Below are 18,336 nucleotides of genomic sequence, written 5' to 3' on the forward strand. Positions count from 1 at the left end.
ATCTGGGTCCGATAGCAGCTGGGTATGTGCAAAATAAGTAACTCAACACACCAGTAACCAGCACTTGCTGAGACTGAGGAGGCTTGCGGACTCAGATGACGTTATTTACTCATTTAACACCTTTTGAGATACGTTTCGGACTCCACTGCAGCTATTCTTGAGAAAGTGGCTCATTCGGGGCACGTTTAGCACCAATAGCGACGATGGAGTCCGATAACATCGCAAATGTGGCACTTTTCAGCATTTAAGGTCATCTGGGTCCGATAGCTACTGCGTATGTGCAAATATGGTCTAGATGTTCGAAGTTTGATGTTCAACGATGATTAGTAGCTAAACACGCCCAAGCGTTCACACCAATCGATGCTCAAACCGTAAGTCCCCACCATCAAACTCGCCATGCAGTCAACAACAATAGATGCACAACACCAAGTAACCAGCATTACTCAGACCGAGGAGGCTCGCGGACTCAGATGACGTTATTTGCTCATTTATCGCCTTTTGAGATACGTTTCGGACTCCACTGCAGCTATTCTTGAGAAAGTGGCTCATTCGGGGCACGTTTGGCACCAATAGCGACGATGGAGTCCGATAACATCGCAAATTCCGCACTTTTCAGCATTTAAGGTCATCTGAGTCCGATAGCTGCTGCGTATGTACAAATGTGATCTAGTCGTTTGAAGTTTAATGTTCAACGATGACTCGAATTTCGACGTTTAGTTCAAGAAGGAAGACAAAGGTATCCCGTGTGTGACCTCGAACTAAAACTCGCGCACGCAAAAACAGCCTTCCCGAAGGAAGGCTGTTAATTGACGTCCCGGAAGGGATTCGAACCCCTGACCGTGCGCTTAGAAGGCGCATGCTCTATCCAGCTGAGCTACCGGGACATATAAGAAATAAATACTATGTATTGACGCAACGATATTTATTATACCTTATTCAGCGGATTTTTCAAGTCAAAACAACTTAGAAAAATAATAAAAGAGTTTTCGGTGCGGTTTTTTTACACGTCAGTATAACCACAGGAAATGAAAAGAACGGCATTTCTGCCGTCCTTTTCAGCGATTCCAGTGTACACTTTACAAGCCTTCGTTATTTACTCCAGCTTTCGAAAACGCTTCTCCAGCTGCTTTTTCAAATCCCCAAAAGTGAGTAATTCTCTTTGAAACTTGGAATGCTCATCTTCTGGCGACATGAAGTTGCTGCCTGTAAATGCACTCGAGGTCACATCTTGAAAAGCGTCATGCATATTGTTATCAAACCAATCGGTAGAGGTATCAGCATCATTAGTCAGAATACGGACAATCTCATATCCCTCTTCACGCCGATCCTCAACGATATACACCAAAAGCGCAGGATCACTAACAGCACCCGGCAAAACACCCACTTCTGCACAAGGCGCACCATCGTACTCCATCATTCTGCGAATTTTGGCGTCTTTAATATAATACACCTGTCATCCTTCCCTCCTGGCAAATTCCCCTCTCCCCTAGTGTTCGGATAAGGACATACATTTTATGCCTTCCTTCGGCATATATCTGTATTACTTGGCAAAAAAGTAAGGACAACAATCGCACAAAAGAGAGGATGAACCATCATGTGCGGAATAACCGGATTTATCCAGTGGCGCGGAGATCTCACTCAGCACTCGCAGCTGCTGGTCAAAATGACTGAAACTTTAGCAAACCGCGGCCCCGATGCAGCCGGAACCTGGATCTCAGGCCCCTGTGCTTTCGGTCACCGCAGACTTAGCGTTATCGATCCGGAGAACGGTGCCCAGCCCATGATCACCCGCCATGAGGAACAGGTATACGCGATTGTTTACAACGGCGAATTATATAACGCCCTCGAACTCAAACAGGAACTTAAGCAGCGAGGGCATCAATTCCGCACCCAGTGCGATACAGAGGTGCTGCTGCATTCCTATATCGAATGGGGGCCGGATTGCGCAGAGAAGCTAAATGGAATCTTTGCTTTTGCAGTATGGGACGGTCTTCGGGACCAAGTCTTTTTTGCACGTGACCGTTTAGGTGTGAAACCCCTGTTCTATAGCAAGGTTGATGACGTCCTAGTTTTTGGCTCAGAGCCTAAGGCGTTGCTGCAGCATCCCAAGGTACAACCAATCGTGGGTCCTGAAGGTCTCGCAGAAATCTTCATCATCGGTCCAGCGCGTACACCGGGTCATGGTGTTTATAAGGATATGCAAGAGCTTCGTCCAGGTCATGCTATGATCTATAACCGTGAAGGTCTGCGCAGTTATGCCTATTGGAAGCTGGAGAGCGCAAAGCATACTGACAATGAAGCAGAGACAGCCGCTAAGGTGCGTGAACTGCTCCAAGATACACTCGAACGCCAACTGGTCTCAGACGTCCCTGTTTGCTCTCTTTTGTCGGGAGGGCTGGATTCCAGTGCGCTGACGGCACTTGCAGTGGATTACTACAACCGGAATGGTCAGGGACAAGTGGATACTTATTCCGTAGACTATGTAGATAACGACAAACATTTCAAAAGTCATACTTTCCAGCCGGGAGCAGATGGGCCGTGGATTAAACGAATGGTCGATGAATTGAATACAAACCACCACTACATCTCGTTCGATACCCCGGAGCTTGTAGAAGCGCTGGATAATGCTTTGTACACTAGGGATTTACCAGGGATGACCGATGTAGACTCTTCTTTGTACTTATTTTGCCGGGAGATTAAAAAGAACGCGACAGTAGCTATTTCCGGTGAAGCGGCGGATGAGATTTTTGGCGGATACCCTTGGTTCCACCGTGAGGAAATGCTCTCCTCAGGCACTTTTCCTTGGTCAGTTGCGCCGAAAATGCGTGCAAGTCTACTTTCCCCAGAAATTAACGAGTGGATCCGTCCACTGGAATATTTGGGTGACAGATATAGCGATGCGGTGGCTGAAGTTCCAAAGTTGGATGGAGAAACGGGAAAACAAGCACAAATGCGCGTCATGTCCTATCTGAATATCACCCGCTTCATGCCTACTCTGCTAGACCGTAAAGACCGAATGAGCATGGGCGCAGGGCTAGAGGTACGTGTTCCATATTGTGATCACCGACTCGTTCAATATGTATTTAATATTCCTTGGGAAATCAAGAATCTGGGGGGCCGTGAAAAAGGGATTTTACGTAAATCTCTTGAAGGCATTCTTCCAGACGATGTGCTCTACCGCAAAAAAAGCCCTTACCCCAAAACTCATAATCCTGCCTATTTAAATGCGGTACGAACTCAGGTATTAAACATTCTGGATGACTCCACTTCCCCCCTACTTCCGTTAATTGATGCTGCCAAAATCCGTGAGATCGCCGCTTCCCCGGAATCCTCAACCAATCTGCCTTGGTTCGGCCAACTCATGTCCGGTCCTCAGCTGTTTGCTTACCTCGCCCAAGTGGATCTCTGGCTGCGTAAATATAACGTCTCCATCCAATAAGCGCGTAGACAACTGAGATAATCGACAAGCCAAACAGCAAGTCCCCGTATCCGGTGGCTTGCTGTTTGGCTTGTATTTGCAAGGATTACTCTACGATCTTATCTGAACGATCTTTAAAAGTTAAAGTTGTCCGGGTCCGGGCCAAATCGATGGTCTTTGTTCAAGCCCTCGATAGCTTTGACATCCTCATCACTAAGCGTAAAGTCAAAGAATCCTGCATTCTCCTTGATTCGATCCGCATGTACGGATTTAGGTATCGTAATGACACCTTGCTGCAAATCCCAGCGAAGTACAATTTGAGCAGGGGTCTTACCATACTTCTCAGCCAACTCTTTTAAGAGCGGTAGGTCAAGATTCCCTTGCATTAGTGGACTCCATGCTTCAAGCTGAATGCCCTGTTCATTGGCATATTTCAGCAGCTCACGCTGAGTCAACAGCGGATGGAATTCCACCTGATTCACCACTGGTACCACTCCGGTATCCTCGATGATATCTTTCAGATGATGAACCTGAAAATTGCTCACGCCGATAGATTTGATGAGGCCCTCTTTTTGCAGATGAATTAAGGCCTTCCATGTCTCACGATATTTTCCTGCCACCGGCCAGTGTATGAGATACAGATCTAGATAGTCCAGACCTAGCTTGCGCCGGCTATCCTCGAACGCTTTTAGCGTAGACTCATAACCTTGATCAGGATTTCGTACTTTAGTCGTAATAAACAGCTCATCCCGGGCCACTCCACAATCACGAATAGCTTGTCCTACGCCTTCTTCGTTATTGTATCCGGCTGCCGTATCAATACTTCGATATCCTAATTCCACTGCGGTTTTGACCGCATGAATAACCTCTTCGCCATCTTTAGTCTTATACACGCCAAGACCCAGCCACGGCATGGTCACCCCATCATTTAAAGTAGGACCACCCGAGAACGGTGCATTCAATTCACTCATCACTTAACCCTCCAAGCTTATTGTTATTTCGTTAAACATACTTAACCTTTTTACCCACTTAAGAAGCAAACGCTACCATAAAAAGTATAGCAGATGGCTTCATCATTCCCCAAATCCTTATAAAAAAACGGAGGCGTAAGCGCCCCCGCTCTTCTTTATTTCTCAATTAGTTTGAAATCATCAAAATGGAATTCAGGAGAAACAATACAGGATACCAGCGTCGGCTCTTTGCCTAACGAACGCGCGGCCTGCCATACTCCCGCTGGAACAACCACTTGTGGCTGCTGGCCTGCAGCAATATCGAGACCCAGAATAACTTCCTGCACATCCTCAGGCTTATCTCCATTACCTCCGAGACTAAGCACGATTGGACTACCGGAATGCCACAACCAAACTTCATCGGACAATACAGTATGCCAATCAGATTGTTCGCCTTCGTGAAGCAGAAAATAAATTGAAGATGCCGAATGACGTGATCCAGAATAGCTATCGCCTAACACTTCCTGCGAAATTTCAAATTCCGAATTCCAAAGTCTTTTGTACCAACCACCCTCAACGTGAGGCTGTAATCCAAGCAGTTCAACTAGCGGTGAAATTTCTTTTTGCGTCACAGTAGCTTCTCTCCTTCAAAGTTAGCATGAACAACAATAGCTTCATATGCATAAGGTTGTTTTTGCTTTTTACTTTAACGGAATAAGCTCGAATTGTAAAATCTATTTACTGTCCTTGCTCGCTTTGAAGACTTCCGCAATCGCTCCAAGACTTCCCAGCGTTTCAACAGCGCTAGTTGGCAAGAACACTTTATTAGCAGGGCCTTTGGCAATCTCAGCCAGAGCCTCGAAGGAACGATAAGCCAGCACCTGCTCATCCAGACCTGCTGAACGAATCAGCTCAATGCGTGATTTTTCTGCTTCTGCCACGGCTTGAATCGCTTTAGCCTCACCGTGTGCTTCCAGTTCCTGCGCCTGCCGTGAACCCTCTGCTTGACGGATACGCGCTTCTTTATCGCCTTCTGCTTTTAGAATCTTACTCTGTTTATCCCCTTCAGCGCGCAGGATCATATCCTGCTTGGCAGCTTCCGCTTCCAAAACAATGGCACGTTTGCTCCGCTCTGCTTTCATCTGCTTATCCATCGCTTCCTGAATATCCAACGGCGGTTTGATATCGATAACTTCCACACGCTCGATCCGTACGCCCCACTTCTCAGTAGCTTCATCGAGAGCAAGACGGATATCCGTCGAAATCTTTTCCCGTCCAGACAAGGTCTCATCCAATTCCAGCTTACCGATGATTTGCCGCATCGTTGCCGTCGAAATGTTTCTTACCCCATAGACATAATCAGAAATACCATAAGTAGCTTCCTCTGGTCCAACCACCTGGTAGAAAATAATCGTATCAATCTGCACCTGCACGTTATCCTTTGTAATTACCGTTTGCGGAGGTACATTTGCTTGTTGGATCCGTAAATCATGGTAGGTGCGCACCTGATCAATTACAGGAATCAGAATGTTCAGCCCCGGTGTCAGCAGACGATTAAATTTACCGAGCCTTTCCACTACGCCTACCCGCTGCTGTGGTACGATTTTGACTGTTAATGCCACAAAAACTACGACCACTACAATAATAATTGCGATAATTGCCCATTGCATTAGTTCATTTCCCCCCATCGTTCTACTTCGATAATCGTCGTGCCTCTTTTCACTACTCTTACAACCTCATCCTTGCCTAGAGACTGTTCAGAGGTCGCGCTCCACGTATCTCCGCCTACCTTCACTTGCCCGTAACGTCCCTGCTCTATCGGCTCAACAACTACTCCTTGCCTACCGATGATTTCTGTACCTGTATCCTTGAACCCACGTGAATGGCGAAATCTAGAAACCAGTGGTTTCGAGAATATAGTCAGACCAAGTGCGACCAGTGATCCAAGGACCACCTGAAACAAAATGGCTTCGGGAACAATCAGCGACACCAAACCTGCGGCCAAAGCACCAATACTAAGCCACAATAAATAAAAAGTAAGCGTCATCATCTCTACAACAAACAGGACACCGGCTGCGATCAGCCAAAACACCCACACAACCATCGGTGAGCCCACCACCTTCCGTATGATACTACTATAACGAAAAGAAACATCGATGCGTTGCATAGTTCCACAAATAAATATTTCAGGCATGTATATGATTTATATTCATTACATCGGTGGTTATGTGTTTCTTCATGAGTTTCTTGATAAAAGGCGAGTATACAAATCCAAAAGGGTTCACTTTTTGAAGAGTCACTATAAATTAGAAAATTGTCCCCCTATATCACCTGATTTTATCCCTAGCGCAATTGCAAGCTATGCTTGAGAATAAGAGTTACCATCACCCATTTATATCTAATTCATCCTAATTATCCAACTTCCAAACATCCTCCTCTATTCACTCAAACCATACACAGCATGTTACATCTTTAAAAATCCATGAAACAGCAGCACACAAAAAGCATAAAAGAAAGCGCTTACTGATTGGGTAAGGCTTGATTTGGACCGCTGCTTTTTTGCTGCTGAATCTACGAATTGAACTTCAATAGAGTGATAGGGACGCCAAGGGTGATGGTGCACTACAACCGACGGGAGGTGAAGGTCAGGACATCTTGCCGAAAAGAATTTCGAACTACACTTTGAATCTAGGAGGTAGAAATTCAATGATCTTCACGAAAAAAGCTTCACGCAAAACCTTTGCAATTGCGATGATCGCCGCGCTTGTTCTGACACTCTTTTCCACCCTGGGCGGCAGTCCCAAAACAGCCAACGCCGCACAGGATTACAAACTGGTTGGTTATTACGCTTCATGGGCCGCTTACGGGCGTGCTTACAATGTAACTGATATCGATCCTACCAAAATGAATGTCATTAACTACGCTTTTGCGGATATTTGTTGGAATGGCATCCATGGCAATCCCGACCCCACCGGACCTAATCCGGTGACCTGGTCTTGCCAGAATGAGCAAGGCCAAGCCATCAGCGTTCCGAACGGTACGATTGTTCTTGGTGACCCTTGGATTGACACTGGAAAAAGCTTCGGGGATGACAAATGGGATGATCCCATCAAAGGTAACCTGAAGCAGCTATGGAAGCTTAAGGAAAAGAACCCGAACCTGAAGACCCTAATCTCCGTTGGGGGCTGGACCTGGTCGAACCGTTTCTCGGATGTAGCTGCGACAGCTGCGACCCGTGAGGTTTTTGCCAATTCCGCGGTTGATTTTATTCGAAAATACAAGATGGACGGCGTGGATCTCGACTGGGAATATCCAGTAAGTGGTGGACTCGCAGGCAATAGCTACCGTTCTGAAGATAAAGAAAACTATGTACTGCTGCTGCAAAAAGTTCGCGAAAAGCTGAATACAGCCGGCGCGGCGGATGGAAAAACCTATCTGCTGACCATTGCTTCCGGGGCAGGCCCAACGTATATCAACAATAATAATCTGGCCGGCATTGCTTCCGTTGTCGACTGGATCAATATTATGACCTATGACTTTAATGGGAGCTGGAACACCACCACCGGACACAATGCTCCGTTGTACTATGATCCCGCAGCTTCCGCTTCGGGCTTAACCGAACCGCAAAATTTTAACATCGATAAAGCGGTAACCTCCTATCTTGCGAATGGTGTACCTGCGAACAAGCTTGTACTTGGCATGGCTTTTTACGGTCGTGGTTGGGGCGGAGCTCCTGCTTCAGGAAACGGCCAATATCAGGTGTCCGCTGGCATCTCACCAACGGGTACATGGGAAAAAGGCAGCTATGATTTCTATGATCTCGAAGCCAATTATATCAACAAAAACGGTTATATCCGCTATTGGAATGATACATCCAAAGTGCCTTATCTCTATAATCCAACAAATCAAACCTTTATCAGCTATGACGACGTAGAATCCTTTGGCCACAAGATCAGCTACCTGAAGTCCAAGGGTCTTGCAGGTGCTATGTTCTGGGAAACAAGTGGTGACCGGAACAAAACACTAACCAATAAACTAAACGCCGATCTTGGTGGCGGAGTGGTGCAGCCGACACCGACACCATCCACATCACCAACACCAACTGCAACCGCTACACCTACTGCAACTCCAACTGCAACACCAACGCCAACTGCAACCGTGACGCCAACCCCAACGCCTACACCGGGACAATGTTCTGCAGCGACCTGGGGTGCAACAACCGTATACACTGGCGGACAGCGTGTCTCCTACAATGGCTCAGTCTATGAAGCCAAATGGTGGACGCAAGGGGATCGTCCTGATCTTAGCGGAACTGATGGGGTCTGGAAATTCATCAGCGTATGCGGAACAGCGACACCAACTGCAACTGTGGCCCCAACTTTAACACCTACGGTAGCACCAACGCCTACCGCAACCGTTGCACCTACGCCTACTTTAGCGCCAACGCCAACTGCAACCGTTGCACCTACACAAACTCCTTTACCTACCGCTACGCCTACTTCGGAAGGGTCTAGCTGGGGAACAGGCGTTGCGTACAAAACAGATGATGTCGTCGCTTATAACGGAAAAACATATACCTGCTTGCAGCCCCACACTTCACTTCAGGGCTGGGAGCCAGCCACCACACCTGCGCTATGGAAGCTCAATTAAAGACTTGCTGGAAGCATCGTTCCTGAAATAACATTATCCCCCTTTGGAGGTATATTAAATATGATTGCAAAAGCACGTGCTAAGCGCAAAATATCCATAAGTTACCTTGCTGCGCTAATGAGCCTAATCGTTCTGGTTCCACTTTACACCGGGACAGGTGCATCCTTACCAGTGGCCCATGCCGCGGAAACAACACCTTCCGCTCCCGCTCCAGCAGCTGATCACCCTCGTAAAATCGTTGCTTACTTCCCAGAGTGGGGCGATCAGGAGAACAAAGGATTTTACACCGTAGACAAGATTCCGTGGGATAAAATTACCCATATTAACTACGCCTTCGCCAAGGTAAATCCTCAAACGAACAAGATTGATCTCATGGACCGTACAGCTGCAATCGAAAAAGACTATCCCGGTCAGCTGACCACCCTGCCTTTTAAGGGGCATTTTAACCAACTGGTTAAGTACAAACAGCTCTATCCTGATGTCCGCACCCTGATTTCTGTTGGCGGCTGGTCGGGTTCCGGAGGGTTCTTCAACATGGCGAATTCAGAAGCCGGGCGAGAAGCTTTTGCCAATAGTGTTGTGGATTTTCTGCGTACCTATCAGTTCAACGGAGTAGACATCGATTGGGAGTACCCTTCTGGCACTGGGCAGTCCGGTAATCCTAACGATTTTGCCGTGGCAGAACCGCTGCGTACAGTTAATTACAACAACTACGTTCTTCTTATGAAAAAACTCCGCGAAAAGCTCGATCTGGCAGGTGCTCAAGACAATCAGAAATATGACCTGACCATTGCGGCCACCGCCTCTTCCTGGATTCTTGGGGGCATGAAGCTTGGGGAAGCCAATCAGTATTTAGACTGGGCGAACCTTATGACCTATGATTTCCATGGGGCTTGGAATGGATATGTAGGGCCGCATTCTGCATTGTACCCGGATTCCCGCGATACTGAAACTGCTGCGCTGGGCACTCCGGTTCTGAATACCGACTGGGCGGTCCGATACTATCTTGGAACGCTTCCTCCGGAAAAAATCGTGATCGGAGTTCCTTATTATTCACGAGGCTGGAAAAATGTGAATGGAGGCATCAACAATACCGGCCTTTACGGCACAGCTCCGACAACCGGTGGGGGAGCAGATGGCCAATACGGGATCTGGAATGATCCCGCACCAGAGCAGCCTGCTGGTGCAAATCCGATCTGGCATGTGCTAAATCTGCTCAAAGATCCAGCGAATAAACGTTACTTCGATCCTGTTACCAAAACACCGTACTTGTTCAACGCAGACAAGAAGGTTTTTCTTACGTATGAAGATAAGGAATCTCTAGGCTACAAGCTGGATTACATTAAACAAAAAGGCTTGGGAGGCATGATGTTCTGGGAATTAACGGGCGATTACTCTGAGCAGAGCGATGGCACTTATACGTACGGCAATTCTCTGACCGATTTTGCCTATGATCAGCTGAAGACAGCCTCGCCGCCGGGCGGAGCTCCTAAGCCGCAGTTGCCTGAACCTAAAAACTTCAACCTCAGCTTCAGCGGCGCTTATGATCATCCGAACTATACCTATTCATTAAAAATAACGAACAATACCGGCACAGATATTTCCGGTGGCTGGAAGCTAGAATTCGACCTGCCAACAACTACAACCCTAACCTCGGCATGGGGAGCAGGTAGCGTTGAGCAAATCTCCACGGCCTGGGATTTCAACCGCTACCGTATTACAGGTACAGCTACTCAAACCATTGCAAACGGAGCTTCACTTGAAATTCCGGGTATGATGAAGCTGAATTTTTCAGGCGGTCCACAGCGAATCACCCTGAACGGAAACTCGTCCCAACAGGAATACGATAAACTGTACGGTGGCATTACGCCAACACCAACACCGTCTGCATCACCGACAGCAACACCTACTCCGACGACTACACCAACAGCAACACCAACGGCAACACCTACAACAACACCGACTCCGACGGCAACCGTGACGCCAACGCCAACTGTAGCGCCAACACCTACTCCTACGCCGGGACAATGCTCGGCAGCGACCTGGAATGCGGCAACCGCATATACTGGCGGACAACGTGTTTCCTACAACGGCTCAATCTATGAAGCCAAGTGGTGGACACAAGGCGATCGTCCCGATCTTAGCGGACCGGACGGTGTCTGGAAATACATCAGCGTATGTGAAACAGCAACGTCTACACCAACGGCAACTGTAGCTCCAACGGTAATACCGACTTTGACACCTACGGTGGCACCGACGCCTACTGCAACCGTAACACCCACGCAAACTCCATTACCGACTGCTACACCTACTTCGGGAGGGTCTAGCTGGGTAACAGGAGTTGCTTATAAAGTAGGTGATGTCGTTGCCTACAGTGGAAAAACGTATACCTGCTTGCAGCCTCACACTTCACTTCAGGGGTGGGAGCCAGCTTCTACACCTGCTCTTTGGAAGCTGATATAATCGGGTGCTCTCTTTGATTCCAACAAGAAGATTGTCCCATTACAAGGAGAACATCCCATTATTAGTGCAGAGTCATACTCATTCTCTGGGGCTTACGTTAAGGACCCAGTTGACGTTATTTACAAATTTCAAGCCTTTGGAGCTATGTTTCGGACTCCAGTGCTGCTATTCCTTATGAAATGCTTCTTTTGGGGTGTTTTTCGTGCCCATAGCGACTTTGGGGTCCAGTAGAATCTCAATTATCGGAAATAGCTACGTTTAAGGTCAGCTGTGTCCGGGTGGCAGCTTCATACGGGTAAATGTGTTAGAATCGAACGAAGTTTGAGGCTTAGTTCAAAGGGAAGGTATAAAAAACGGGGGTGCCCAGCAGCCATTTCGCGGCTTTTGGACACCCCCACTTTTATAAAAAACTCTATTCCGGCGATAGGCCGCCTTCAGCCGCCAGTTTCTTCTCCAGCTTCGCCGTCAGCAGTCGCAGTGCAGTTCCTCGATGGCTGATCTGCTGCTTCTCTTCCAGCGTAAGCTCGGCCATAGTTTTTTCATGTTCCGACAGGTAGAATAGCGGGTCGTAACCGAAACCACCGGCACCTGATGGTTCTGAAGTAATCCAACCTTCGACCGCACCTTCTGCGGTTAGCTCCTGCTTGGAAACTGGATCGTACAGCGATAAAGTACAGACGAACCTAGCCGTGCTCAGCAAAGGCTGATCTGTGTCTTCCCCCTGTTTCAATCTCTCTAGCTCGCTAAGCAGCTTTAGGTTATTTTCCCCATCCGTAGCATCTTCACCTGCAAAACGTGCAGAGTACACACCAGGTCTGCCATCCAAAGCATCTACACAAAGACCCGAATCATCAGCGAGTACCGGAATTCCAAGTGCGTCACCTACGGCTTTGGATTTTTTAAATGCGTTTTCTGCAAAAGTAGCTCCGTCTTCTACCACATCGGGCAGATGCGGATAGTCATACATACTCTTAACTGTCAGGCCCAGCGGGGCAAAAGCGTGCTCGAATTCGCGCACCTTCCCCTTATTCTTCGTAGCGACAATGAGAATATTGCCCGTGGAATTCATGTTACACCTCTTGGCCCGGCTGGCCGGAAGGGATTTTCAGAGCAATCGCTCCGAGCGCTTCTTTTTGTGCGGCAATCAGTTCATAAATCCCTTTCTCACCTAGACCCAATAAAAGATCCAGCTCTTGACGCGAGAATGGTCTTTCTTCGCCAGTTCCTTGTACCTCAACAAAAGCACCGCCGCCGGTCATGACTACATTCATATCCACTTTGGCTTTGGAATCCTCTTCATAATTCAGATCGAGCAGTGTTTTATCCCCTACAACACCTACACTAATTGCTCCCAAAAAGTCTGTTATAGGAAAAACAGCCAGCTTGTGCTGTAGTGCAATTTTATTAATAGCAAATGCCATGGCAACAAAAGCGCCTGTTATCGAAGCCGTCCGAGTTCCCCCATCCGCCTGAATCACATCACAATCCAGCGTAATGCTGCGTTCACCTAACGCTTGTAAATTCACCACGGAGCGAAGCGCACGGCCGATCAGCCGTTGGATTTCCATTGTACGTCCGGTAAGTTTACCGCGTGCAGCTTCACGTTGATTACGGGACTGGGTGGCCCGTGGAAGCATCGAATATTCGGCAGTTACCCAGCCTTTTCCTTGTCCTTTAAGAAACGGAGGCACTTTTTCCTCTACAGTAGCCGTACAAATGACTTTGGTGTCTCCCATCTCAATGATCACGGAGCCCTCAGCATATTTATTCGTTTGGGTCGTTATTGTCAGCGGCCGTAATTGGTCGTCAGTTCGCCCGTTTGATCTCATCTTTTCTGCCTCCTACATCGTATAGCTAATAGTTTAGTGTGAGTCCCGTTTCCCTGTTGTTCATTGCGGCAGTACACCGTTCGGGACGTTACGTCTTTTTGAGCAACTTTTATTCTACCAAAGAGGAGGCACAAAAGCATCTTTTAAACCTTAGAAGGTCATTCTATAACGGGAGCTCGTTCAAAAATTCAGGTGCAGAAACAGGTTTGCTATAATCCACATTGTCAGTGTCAGTAATCGATTGTTTGCCGTTCAAACGAATTTGAACCAGAGCATCTTCCGTATTTTGCGCAACAGTCAGAACAACCGATTCCAGCAATTCGGCAGGAACTTCCTTCCCATCTGCGAACATATCGTCAGTCAAGGATACAGTAACAACACCGTTTTGTCCGGCTTCAACCGAATCAAGTGATGTGCCCTGTGTCATAACCATTTCCAGACCGTCTCCGGATTCAGGTCCCGCAATCAGTTCATTGATAGCAGCAGTCAGCTGTTCTTGCCCTGCGGGTACAAAGCGCGTAACCGGAACATAATATTGGATACCGTCAGGAGATGTTGTGGAAAAATAAACAGTAACCGCACTAGAGTTCATCAAAGATGGACCTTGTTTAGGCAGGTTAATGCCCATTGTGCGGGACAGCGGGCGATCCAGCGGAGTACCTTGAAGCGGCATTTCCGTAAGCTTTTTACCATCTACCCAGAACTGTACACCTTTAATGTCATCTTGACCGGTCAGCGTCCAAGTGATCGCTTCAAGGATTTTGCGTTCATCCGCAGCATCGTAGTTGTTAAATTCCGAATTGAACTCAACAACTGCCAGATTCGACTTGTCTACCGTAATGCTTTGCACCTCAGTTCCAGCTGGTAGAATGCCTTGGAAGCCTTCTGGCAATGAGGACGCATATTCTCCCTTATTCACTAATGCCATTAAAGAGTTCTTGAGCGTGCTGGAATCTTTGCTTTTTGGCAGATTTAGCGACACTGGAGCGAGTAAGCCGTTTCCATCTTCCAAATATACGGTCGTCCGGTCACCGGAAGCCGTTGTTTTATCCGTTGCTTTAGCGGTTTTGGTGCTGTCCTTAACAGCTGTTTGTGCATCATCCTGAGCCACTGGACCAAATACACCTGAATCCAAAGTGTTATTTCCCTCTGTCTGTAGCATCTGCGCTTCAACCTCAGGTGGCGGAGCATCAATCGATGCTGATTCCGAACCGAACAAGCCACAACCGGACAGTGCCAGTGGAACTGCGAGTAGGCAGACCGCGGAAATCCCGCGGATTTGTTGCATTGTTTTCATCATTTATTACCCCTTTCAAGGTTAGATAGCATTTGTACTGCTATGTATACGAGACCTTTGTCCAAAAAATAACAACTGCTTATCCTAAATTGTTGGAAAAGCCTGTGTACTTTATTTTCAGGTTGGGTTGGATCTAGATTTTAATTCACATAGACTCCGCTTTCTGGACAAATACTTCTTCTAAACGTACAATCTGAGATAACACCAGCGCTTAACATCATGCTAACGAACGTTGTAATGCAAAGACTTAACTTACGAGGTGACTAATCATGGCTGATGAACCAATCGCAAAAATACCTTACAGTCTGAACAGCAAGGCAGTCGCAGATGCGACCAAAGTGTGGTTGAATAAGCGTGGAGTGAACCTGCAGGAAATCGCAGAGCTCGTTATGTTTCTGCAAAAAAAATATTATCCAAACTTAACAATGGAAGAGTGTGTCCATAACGTTGAGATGGTACTCAGCAAACGGGAAGTGCAAAATGCAGTACTTACGGGCATTCAATTGGACATGCTCGCGGAGGAGGGGAAGTTGTTTCCGCCGCTTCAGGATATGATCGAAAATGATGAGGGATTATACGGAGTGGATGAGATTCTGGCTTTCTCCATCGTAAATGTATACGGCAGCATTGGCTTCACCAACTATGGTTATGTGGACAAGCTTAAGCCAGGCGTTCTTGAACGGTTGAACGACAAAAACACCGGGCAGATCCACACCTTTCTCGACGATATCGTCGGAGCTGTAGCCGCTGCAGCTAGTAGCCGAATCGCACACCGTAAGCAAGCAGAGCGTGAGATAGACCTCGAACTTCCGCATTCACCTGAGGATCGCGAAGAAGCTGCAAGGAAACTTGCAGAACATGAAAAACAACCGGAGTAACCGGTGTTTTGGGTACACTCTGAGAATTAAAAAGCGATTGTTTCGTAGCCCTTGCGGGTTATGAGACAATCGCTTTTTTTGAGGTTGGGTTGGGTTGGGTTGGTTGGGTTGGGTTGGGTTGGGTTGGCTTGGCTTGGCTTGGCTTGGCTTGGCTTGGCTTGGCTTGGCTTGGGACCGTTTTAGGGAAAAACTCCCTAAAAAATACCGAAAATCGTTCAAAACCTAAGTTATTAGGGAATTCTTCCCTAATAACTCTACGAAAACCTTAATTTATAGCTACATCGTAGAATATTAGGGAGAAATTCCCTAATATCCGCTCTACACCTCAACAATCCTCAAAAAACAGGGAGGAATTCCCCAATTATTCAATACCAACACTTAGTTACTCGGCAAGATGTGTTTCTACCCACGAATAGCGGCATCTGAGTCCGAATGATCTGTGTGACGCATGAGTTAAGTAATCAAATGTTAGTTTGGTAATGCGTTCGGACTCAGGTGACACTATACTCACAATCCCCTTAGATTTGGACACTTTCGGACTCCAGAGTCGCTATTCACTCAAAAATGACCAATAACTACCCTCTGCACTAGCAATAACGCCTCTCCGGTCCGATACTAACCTCAAAAGTCCCAAAACCCACGAATAGCGGCATCTGAGTCCGAATGATCTGTGTGACGCATGAGTTAAGTAATCAAATGTTAGTCCGAATGTTCAGCCTGACGCATGAGTTAAGTAATCAAATGTTAGTTTGGTAATGCGATCGGACTCAGGTGACACTATTTCCATAAAACACCCTTAATTTAGTCACTTTCGGACTCCAGAGTCGCTATTCACTCAAAAATGACCAATAACTCCCCTCTGCACTAGCAATAACGCCTCCCCGGTCCGATACTAACCTCAAAAGTCCCAAAATCCACGAATAGCTGCATCTATGTCCGAATGATCTGTGTGACGCATAAGTAAAGTAATCAAATGTTAGTCCGAATGTTCAGCCTGACGCATGAGTTAAGTAATCAAATGTTAGTTTGGTAATGCGTTCGGACTCAGGTGACACTATTTCCATAAAACACCCTTGATTTAGTCACTTTCGGACTCCAGAGTCGCTATTCACTCAAAAATGACCAATAATAACCCTATGCACTATCAATAACGCCTCTCCGGTCCGATACTAACCTCAAAAATCCCAAAATCCACGAATAGCTGCATCTATGTCCGAATGATCTGTGTGACGCATAAGTAAAGTAATCAAATGTTAGTCCGAATGTTCAGCCTGACGCATGAGAGTTAAGTAATCAAATGTTAGTCCGAATGTTCAGCCTGACGCATGAGTTAAGTAATCAAATGTTAGTTTGGTAATGCGTTCGGACTCAGGTGACACTATACTCACATATCCCCTTTGATTTGGACACTTTCGGACTCCAGAGTCGCTATTCACTCAATAATGACCAATAACAACTCTCTATACTATCAATAACGCCTCTCCGGTCCGATACTAACCTCAAAAGTCCCAAAACTCACGAATAGCTGCATCTGAGTCCGAATGATCTGTGTAACGCGTAAGCAAAGTAATCAAATGTTAGTCCAAATGATCAGCCTAACGCATGAGTATGTAATCAAAGATTAGTTTGGTATGCGATCCGACTGAGGAGCTCAATATTCATATAAATAGCACCGAATTATACTCTCTCCTTAGTCACTAAAACCAAAACCCAAAAAAAGAGCAGTCCCAATAACACAGGACTGCTCTGTACCTCTACTTGATCATAACCTTCACATCTCAATTCATTCCATCAATCATCATTCATCACTCATCACTCTTCGAGCCCGCTAGAAACTCTAACTAACATGGTCTCCAGCACTTTCAGATGCTGCAAACAATATAGCACCGTCCGCCTCTATCATCACAGCCCGCTCCCGGCGCATCAGCTCCGCTAAATGCGCCAGTGTCTCACTCATCGCAAAGCGCATCTGGTGAACGGTGGTTACCCGGCTGCGAAACAGAATTTCGCAGACTGCGAAGCCGCTCAGCGGGCCGTTTGCGAGCAAGGCTGCAGCGGTATCCAGCCGCTCCTCATGATGAGCGAGCAGGCTGCTGACCCGGTGCGTGAAGCCCGTGAACGGTTCCCGATGGCCCGGGAACGCCATGCTGACCGGATAGCTGCCCAGCTCCCGCAGCCCCTGAAGAAACGTCTGCAGCGGCTGTGGATCGCTGCCTGGAAGCAGGCTGACATTGGGCGAAATCTGCGGCAGCACAGCATCGCCGCAGATCATTTGCCCGCTGTCCGCATGATACAAGCTCACATGTCCCGGTGCATGTCCGCCAGTTACAATCAATTGCCATTCACGGCCCCCCATCCCGAAAGGCTCTACCTCATTCAGATAAGTTACAACCGGCTGCGGCTCCACTTGAGCGTCAAAGCTCTCCAAATGCGCTTTTATTCCACTCGACCATTCTTCCGACATTCCGTGTCCAATGAAATATAACGGCAAAACTTCATTGATATCCGTGTCACTGCCCCACATCAACATCGCTTCGGCATGAGCACGTTCAGTCATCCATACCTTACATCCGGTCTGTAACTGCAACCATCCCGCCAATCCATAATGATCGGGATGATGATGTGTTACGACGATATCCCGCACGTCCTTCCACGACAATCCCAGCTCCTGCAGGATCGCCTGCCAGCATTTTTCTGTCTCCGGGCTACGCGGACCGGGATCAATAATAGTAATTCTGCCATCCTCATCGGGCAGAATATAGCTGTTCACTTGACGAAGCGGCGAGTCCATGGGCACCGAGACCTGAAGAATGTTCTCGTCCCATGAAGTGATATCCGCCTTAGACATGGT

The 18,336-nt window shown here is 47.3% G+C and carries 13 protein-coding genes and 1 tRNA gene; 4 read left to right on the top strand and 10 right to left on the bottom strand.

The window, feature by feature from the left end; all coding sequences use genetic code 11:
- Positions 1 to 810 precede the first annotated feature (810 nt).
- Positions 811 to 884: transfer RNA gene (locus PODO_RS24205), tRNA-Arg, on the bottom strand.
- Positions 885 to 1,093: 209 nt separating this feature from the next.
- A complete protein-coding gene (locus tag PODO_RS24210) occupies positions 1,094 to 1,450 on the bottom strand; it encodes a hypothetical protein (RefSeq protein ID WP_036686975.1) in 357 nt (118 codons plus the stop codon).
- 144 nt (positions 1,451 to 1,594) lie between these two features.
- On the opposite strand from PODO_RS24210, the gene asnB reads away from it, so the two are divergent.
- Complete coding sequence (gene asnB, locus PODO_RS24215; RefSeq protein ID WP_036686972.1) at positions 1,595 to 3,439, top strand: asparagine synthase (glutamine-hydrolyzing); 1,845 nt, start codon at positions 1,595 to 1,597, stop codon at positions 3,437 to 3,439.
- Between the two features lie 113 nt (positions 3,440 to 3,552).
- Here asnB and PODO_RS24220 read toward each other — a convergent pair whose 3' ends face one another.
- The 4 genes from PODO_RS24220 to PODO_RS24235 all read right to left on the bottom strand — a co-directional run bounded on the left by PODO_RS24220 (position 3,553) and on the right by PODO_RS24235 (position 6,562).
- On the bottom strand, positions 3,553 to 4,389 hold the full coding sequence (locus tag PODO_RS24220) for an aldo/keto reductase (RefSeq protein WP_036686969.1): 837 nt from the start codon (positions 4,387 to 4,389) through the stop codon (positions 3,553 to 3,555).
- Between the two features lie 155 nt (positions 4,390 to 4,544).
- On the bottom strand, positions 4,545 to 5,000 hold the full coding sequence (locus PODO_RS24225) for a cupin domain-containing protein (protein ID WP_036686965.1): 456 nt from the start codon (positions 4,998 to 5,000) through the stop codon (positions 4,545 to 4,547).
- A 102-nt stretch (positions 5,001 to 5,102) separates the two neighbouring features.
- Positions 5,103 to 6,038, bottom strand: a complete 936-nt coding sequence (locus PODO_RS24230; protein WP_036686962.1) for an SPFH domain-containing protein — start codon at positions 6,036 to 6,038, stop codon at positions 5,103 to 5,105.
- Positions 6,038 to 6,562 (bottom strand): NfeD family protein, encoded by a 525-nt coding sequence (locus PODO_RS24235; protein ID WP_244886387.1) that lies wholly within the window; start codon positions 6,560 to 6,562, stop codon positions 6,038 to 6,040. Before PODO_RS24235 ends, PODO_RS24230 begins: the two co-directional genes overlap by 1 nt.
- A 512-nt stretch (positions 6,563 to 7,074) precedes the next feature.
- Here PODO_RS24235 and PODO_RS24240 point away from each other — a divergent pair.
- On the top strand, positions 7,075 to 9,018 hold the full coding sequence (locus tag PODO_RS24240) for a glycosyl hydrolase family 18 protein (protein ID WP_038573080.1): 1,944 nt from the start codon (positions 7,075 to 7,077) through the stop codon (positions 9,016 to 9,018).
- A gap of 60 nt (positions 9,019 to 9,078) precedes the next feature.
- Positions 9,079 to 11,481: a glycosyl hydrolase family 18 protein gene (locus tag PODO_RS24245; protein WP_052097287.1), complete on the top strand. Its 2,403-nt coding sequence runs from the start codon at positions 9,079 to 9,081 to the stop codon at positions 11,479 to 11,481.
- Between the two features lie 412 nt (positions 11,482 to 11,893).
- Here PODO_RS24245 and PODO_RS24250 read toward each other — a convergent pair whose 3' ends face one another.
- From PODO_RS24250 to PODO_RS24260, 3 genes are all read right to left on the bottom strand, one after another.
- The gene (locus PODO_RS24250) at positions 11,894 to 12,550 is read right to left on the bottom strand and encodes an XTP/dITP diphosphatase (RefSeq protein ID WP_038573081.1); all 657 of its coding nucleotides are present in this window, start codon (positions 12,548 to 12,550) and stop codon (positions 11,894 to 11,896) included.
- A 1-nt stretch (position 12,551) separates the two neighbouring features.
- Positions 12,552 to 13,310 (bottom strand): ribonuclease PH, encoded by a 759-nt coding sequence (gene rph, locus PODO_RS24255; RefSeq protein WP_036686952.1) that lies wholly within the window; start codon positions 13,308 to 13,310, stop codon positions 12,552 to 12,554.
- A gap of 163 nt (positions 13,311 to 13,473) precedes the next feature.
- On the bottom strand, positions 13,474 to 14,607 hold the full coding sequence (locus PODO_RS24260; protein WP_170914313.1) for a GerMN domain-containing protein: 1,134 nt from the start codon (positions 14,605 to 14,607) through the stop codon (positions 13,474 to 13,476).
- Between the two features lie 269 nt (positions 14,608 to 14,876).
- Here PODO_RS24260 and PODO_RS24265 point away from each other — a divergent pair, with 269 nt between their 5' ends.
- Positions 14,877 to 15,485, top strand: a complete 609-nt coding sequence (locus PODO_RS24265; protein ID WP_036686950.1) for a phosphatidylglycerophosphatase A family protein — start codon at positions 14,877 to 14,879, stop codon at positions 15,483 to 15,485.
- 1,837 nt (positions 15,486 to 17,322) lie between these two features.
- Here PODO_RS24265 and PODO_RS24270 read toward each other — a convergent pair.
- Positions 17,323 to 18,333, bottom strand: a complete 1,011-nt coding sequence (locus tag PODO_RS24270) for an MBL fold metallo-hydrolase (protein ID WP_038574806.1) — start codon at positions 18,331 to 18,333, stop codon at positions 17,323 to 17,325.
- Between the last annotated feature and the right edge of the window lie 3 nt (positions 18,334 to 18,336).

Source organism: Paenibacillus odorifer, assembly GCF_000758725.1.
Lineage (GTDB): Bacteria > Bacillota > Bacilli > Paenibacillales > Paenibacillaceae > Paenibacillus_AQ > Paenibacillus_AQ odorifer.

What these genes read in the sequence shown, in the direction of transcription:
- PODO_RS24245 (WP_052097287.1), top strand. Translation starts at nt 9,079, where the DNA reads ATGATTGCAAAAGCACGTGCTAAGCGCAAAATATCCATAAGTTACCTT.
- PODO_RS24235 (WP_244886387.1), bottom strand. Translation starts at nt 6,562, where the DNA reads ATGCCTGAAATATTTATTTGTGGAACTATGCAACGCATCGATGTTTCT.
- PODO_RS24265 (WP_036686950.1), top strand. Translation starts at nt 14,877, where the DNA reads ATGGCTGATGAACCAATCGCAAAAATACCTTACAGTCTGAACAGCAAG.
- PODO_RS24250 (WP_038573081.1), bottom strand. Translation starts at nt 12,550, where the DNA reads ATGAATTCCACGGGCAATATTCTCATTGTCGCTACGAAGAATAAGGGG.
- PODO_RS24270 (WP_038574806.1), bottom strand. Translation starts at nt 18,333, where the DNA reads ATGTCTAAGGCGGATATCACTTCATGGGACGAGAACATTCTTCAGGTC.
- PODO_RS24240 (WP_038573080.1), top strand. Translation starts at nt 7,075, where the DNA reads ATGATCTTCACGAAAAAAGCTTCACGCAAAACCTTTGCAATTGCGATG.
- PODO_RS24220 (WP_036686969.1), bottom strand. Translation starts at nt 4,389, where the DNA reads ATGAGTGAATTGAATGCACCGTTCTCGGGTGGTCCTACTTTAAATGAT.
- rph (WP_036686952.1), bottom strand. Translation starts at nt 13,310, where the DNA reads ATGAGATCAAACGGGCGAACTGACGACCAATTACGGCCGCTGACAATA.
- PODO_RS24260 (WP_170914313.1), bottom strand. Translation starts at nt 14,607, where the DNA reads ATGAAAACAATGCAACAAATCCGCGGGATTTCCGCGGTCTGCCTACTC.
- asnB (WP_036686972.1), top strand. Translation starts at nt 1,595, where the DNA reads ATGTGCGGAATAACCGGATTTATCCAGTGGCGCGGAGATCTCACTCAG.
- PODO_RS24230 (WP_036686962.1), bottom strand. Translation starts at nt 6,038, where the DNA reads ATGCAATGGGCAATTATCGCAATTATTATTGTAGTGGTCGTAGTTTTT.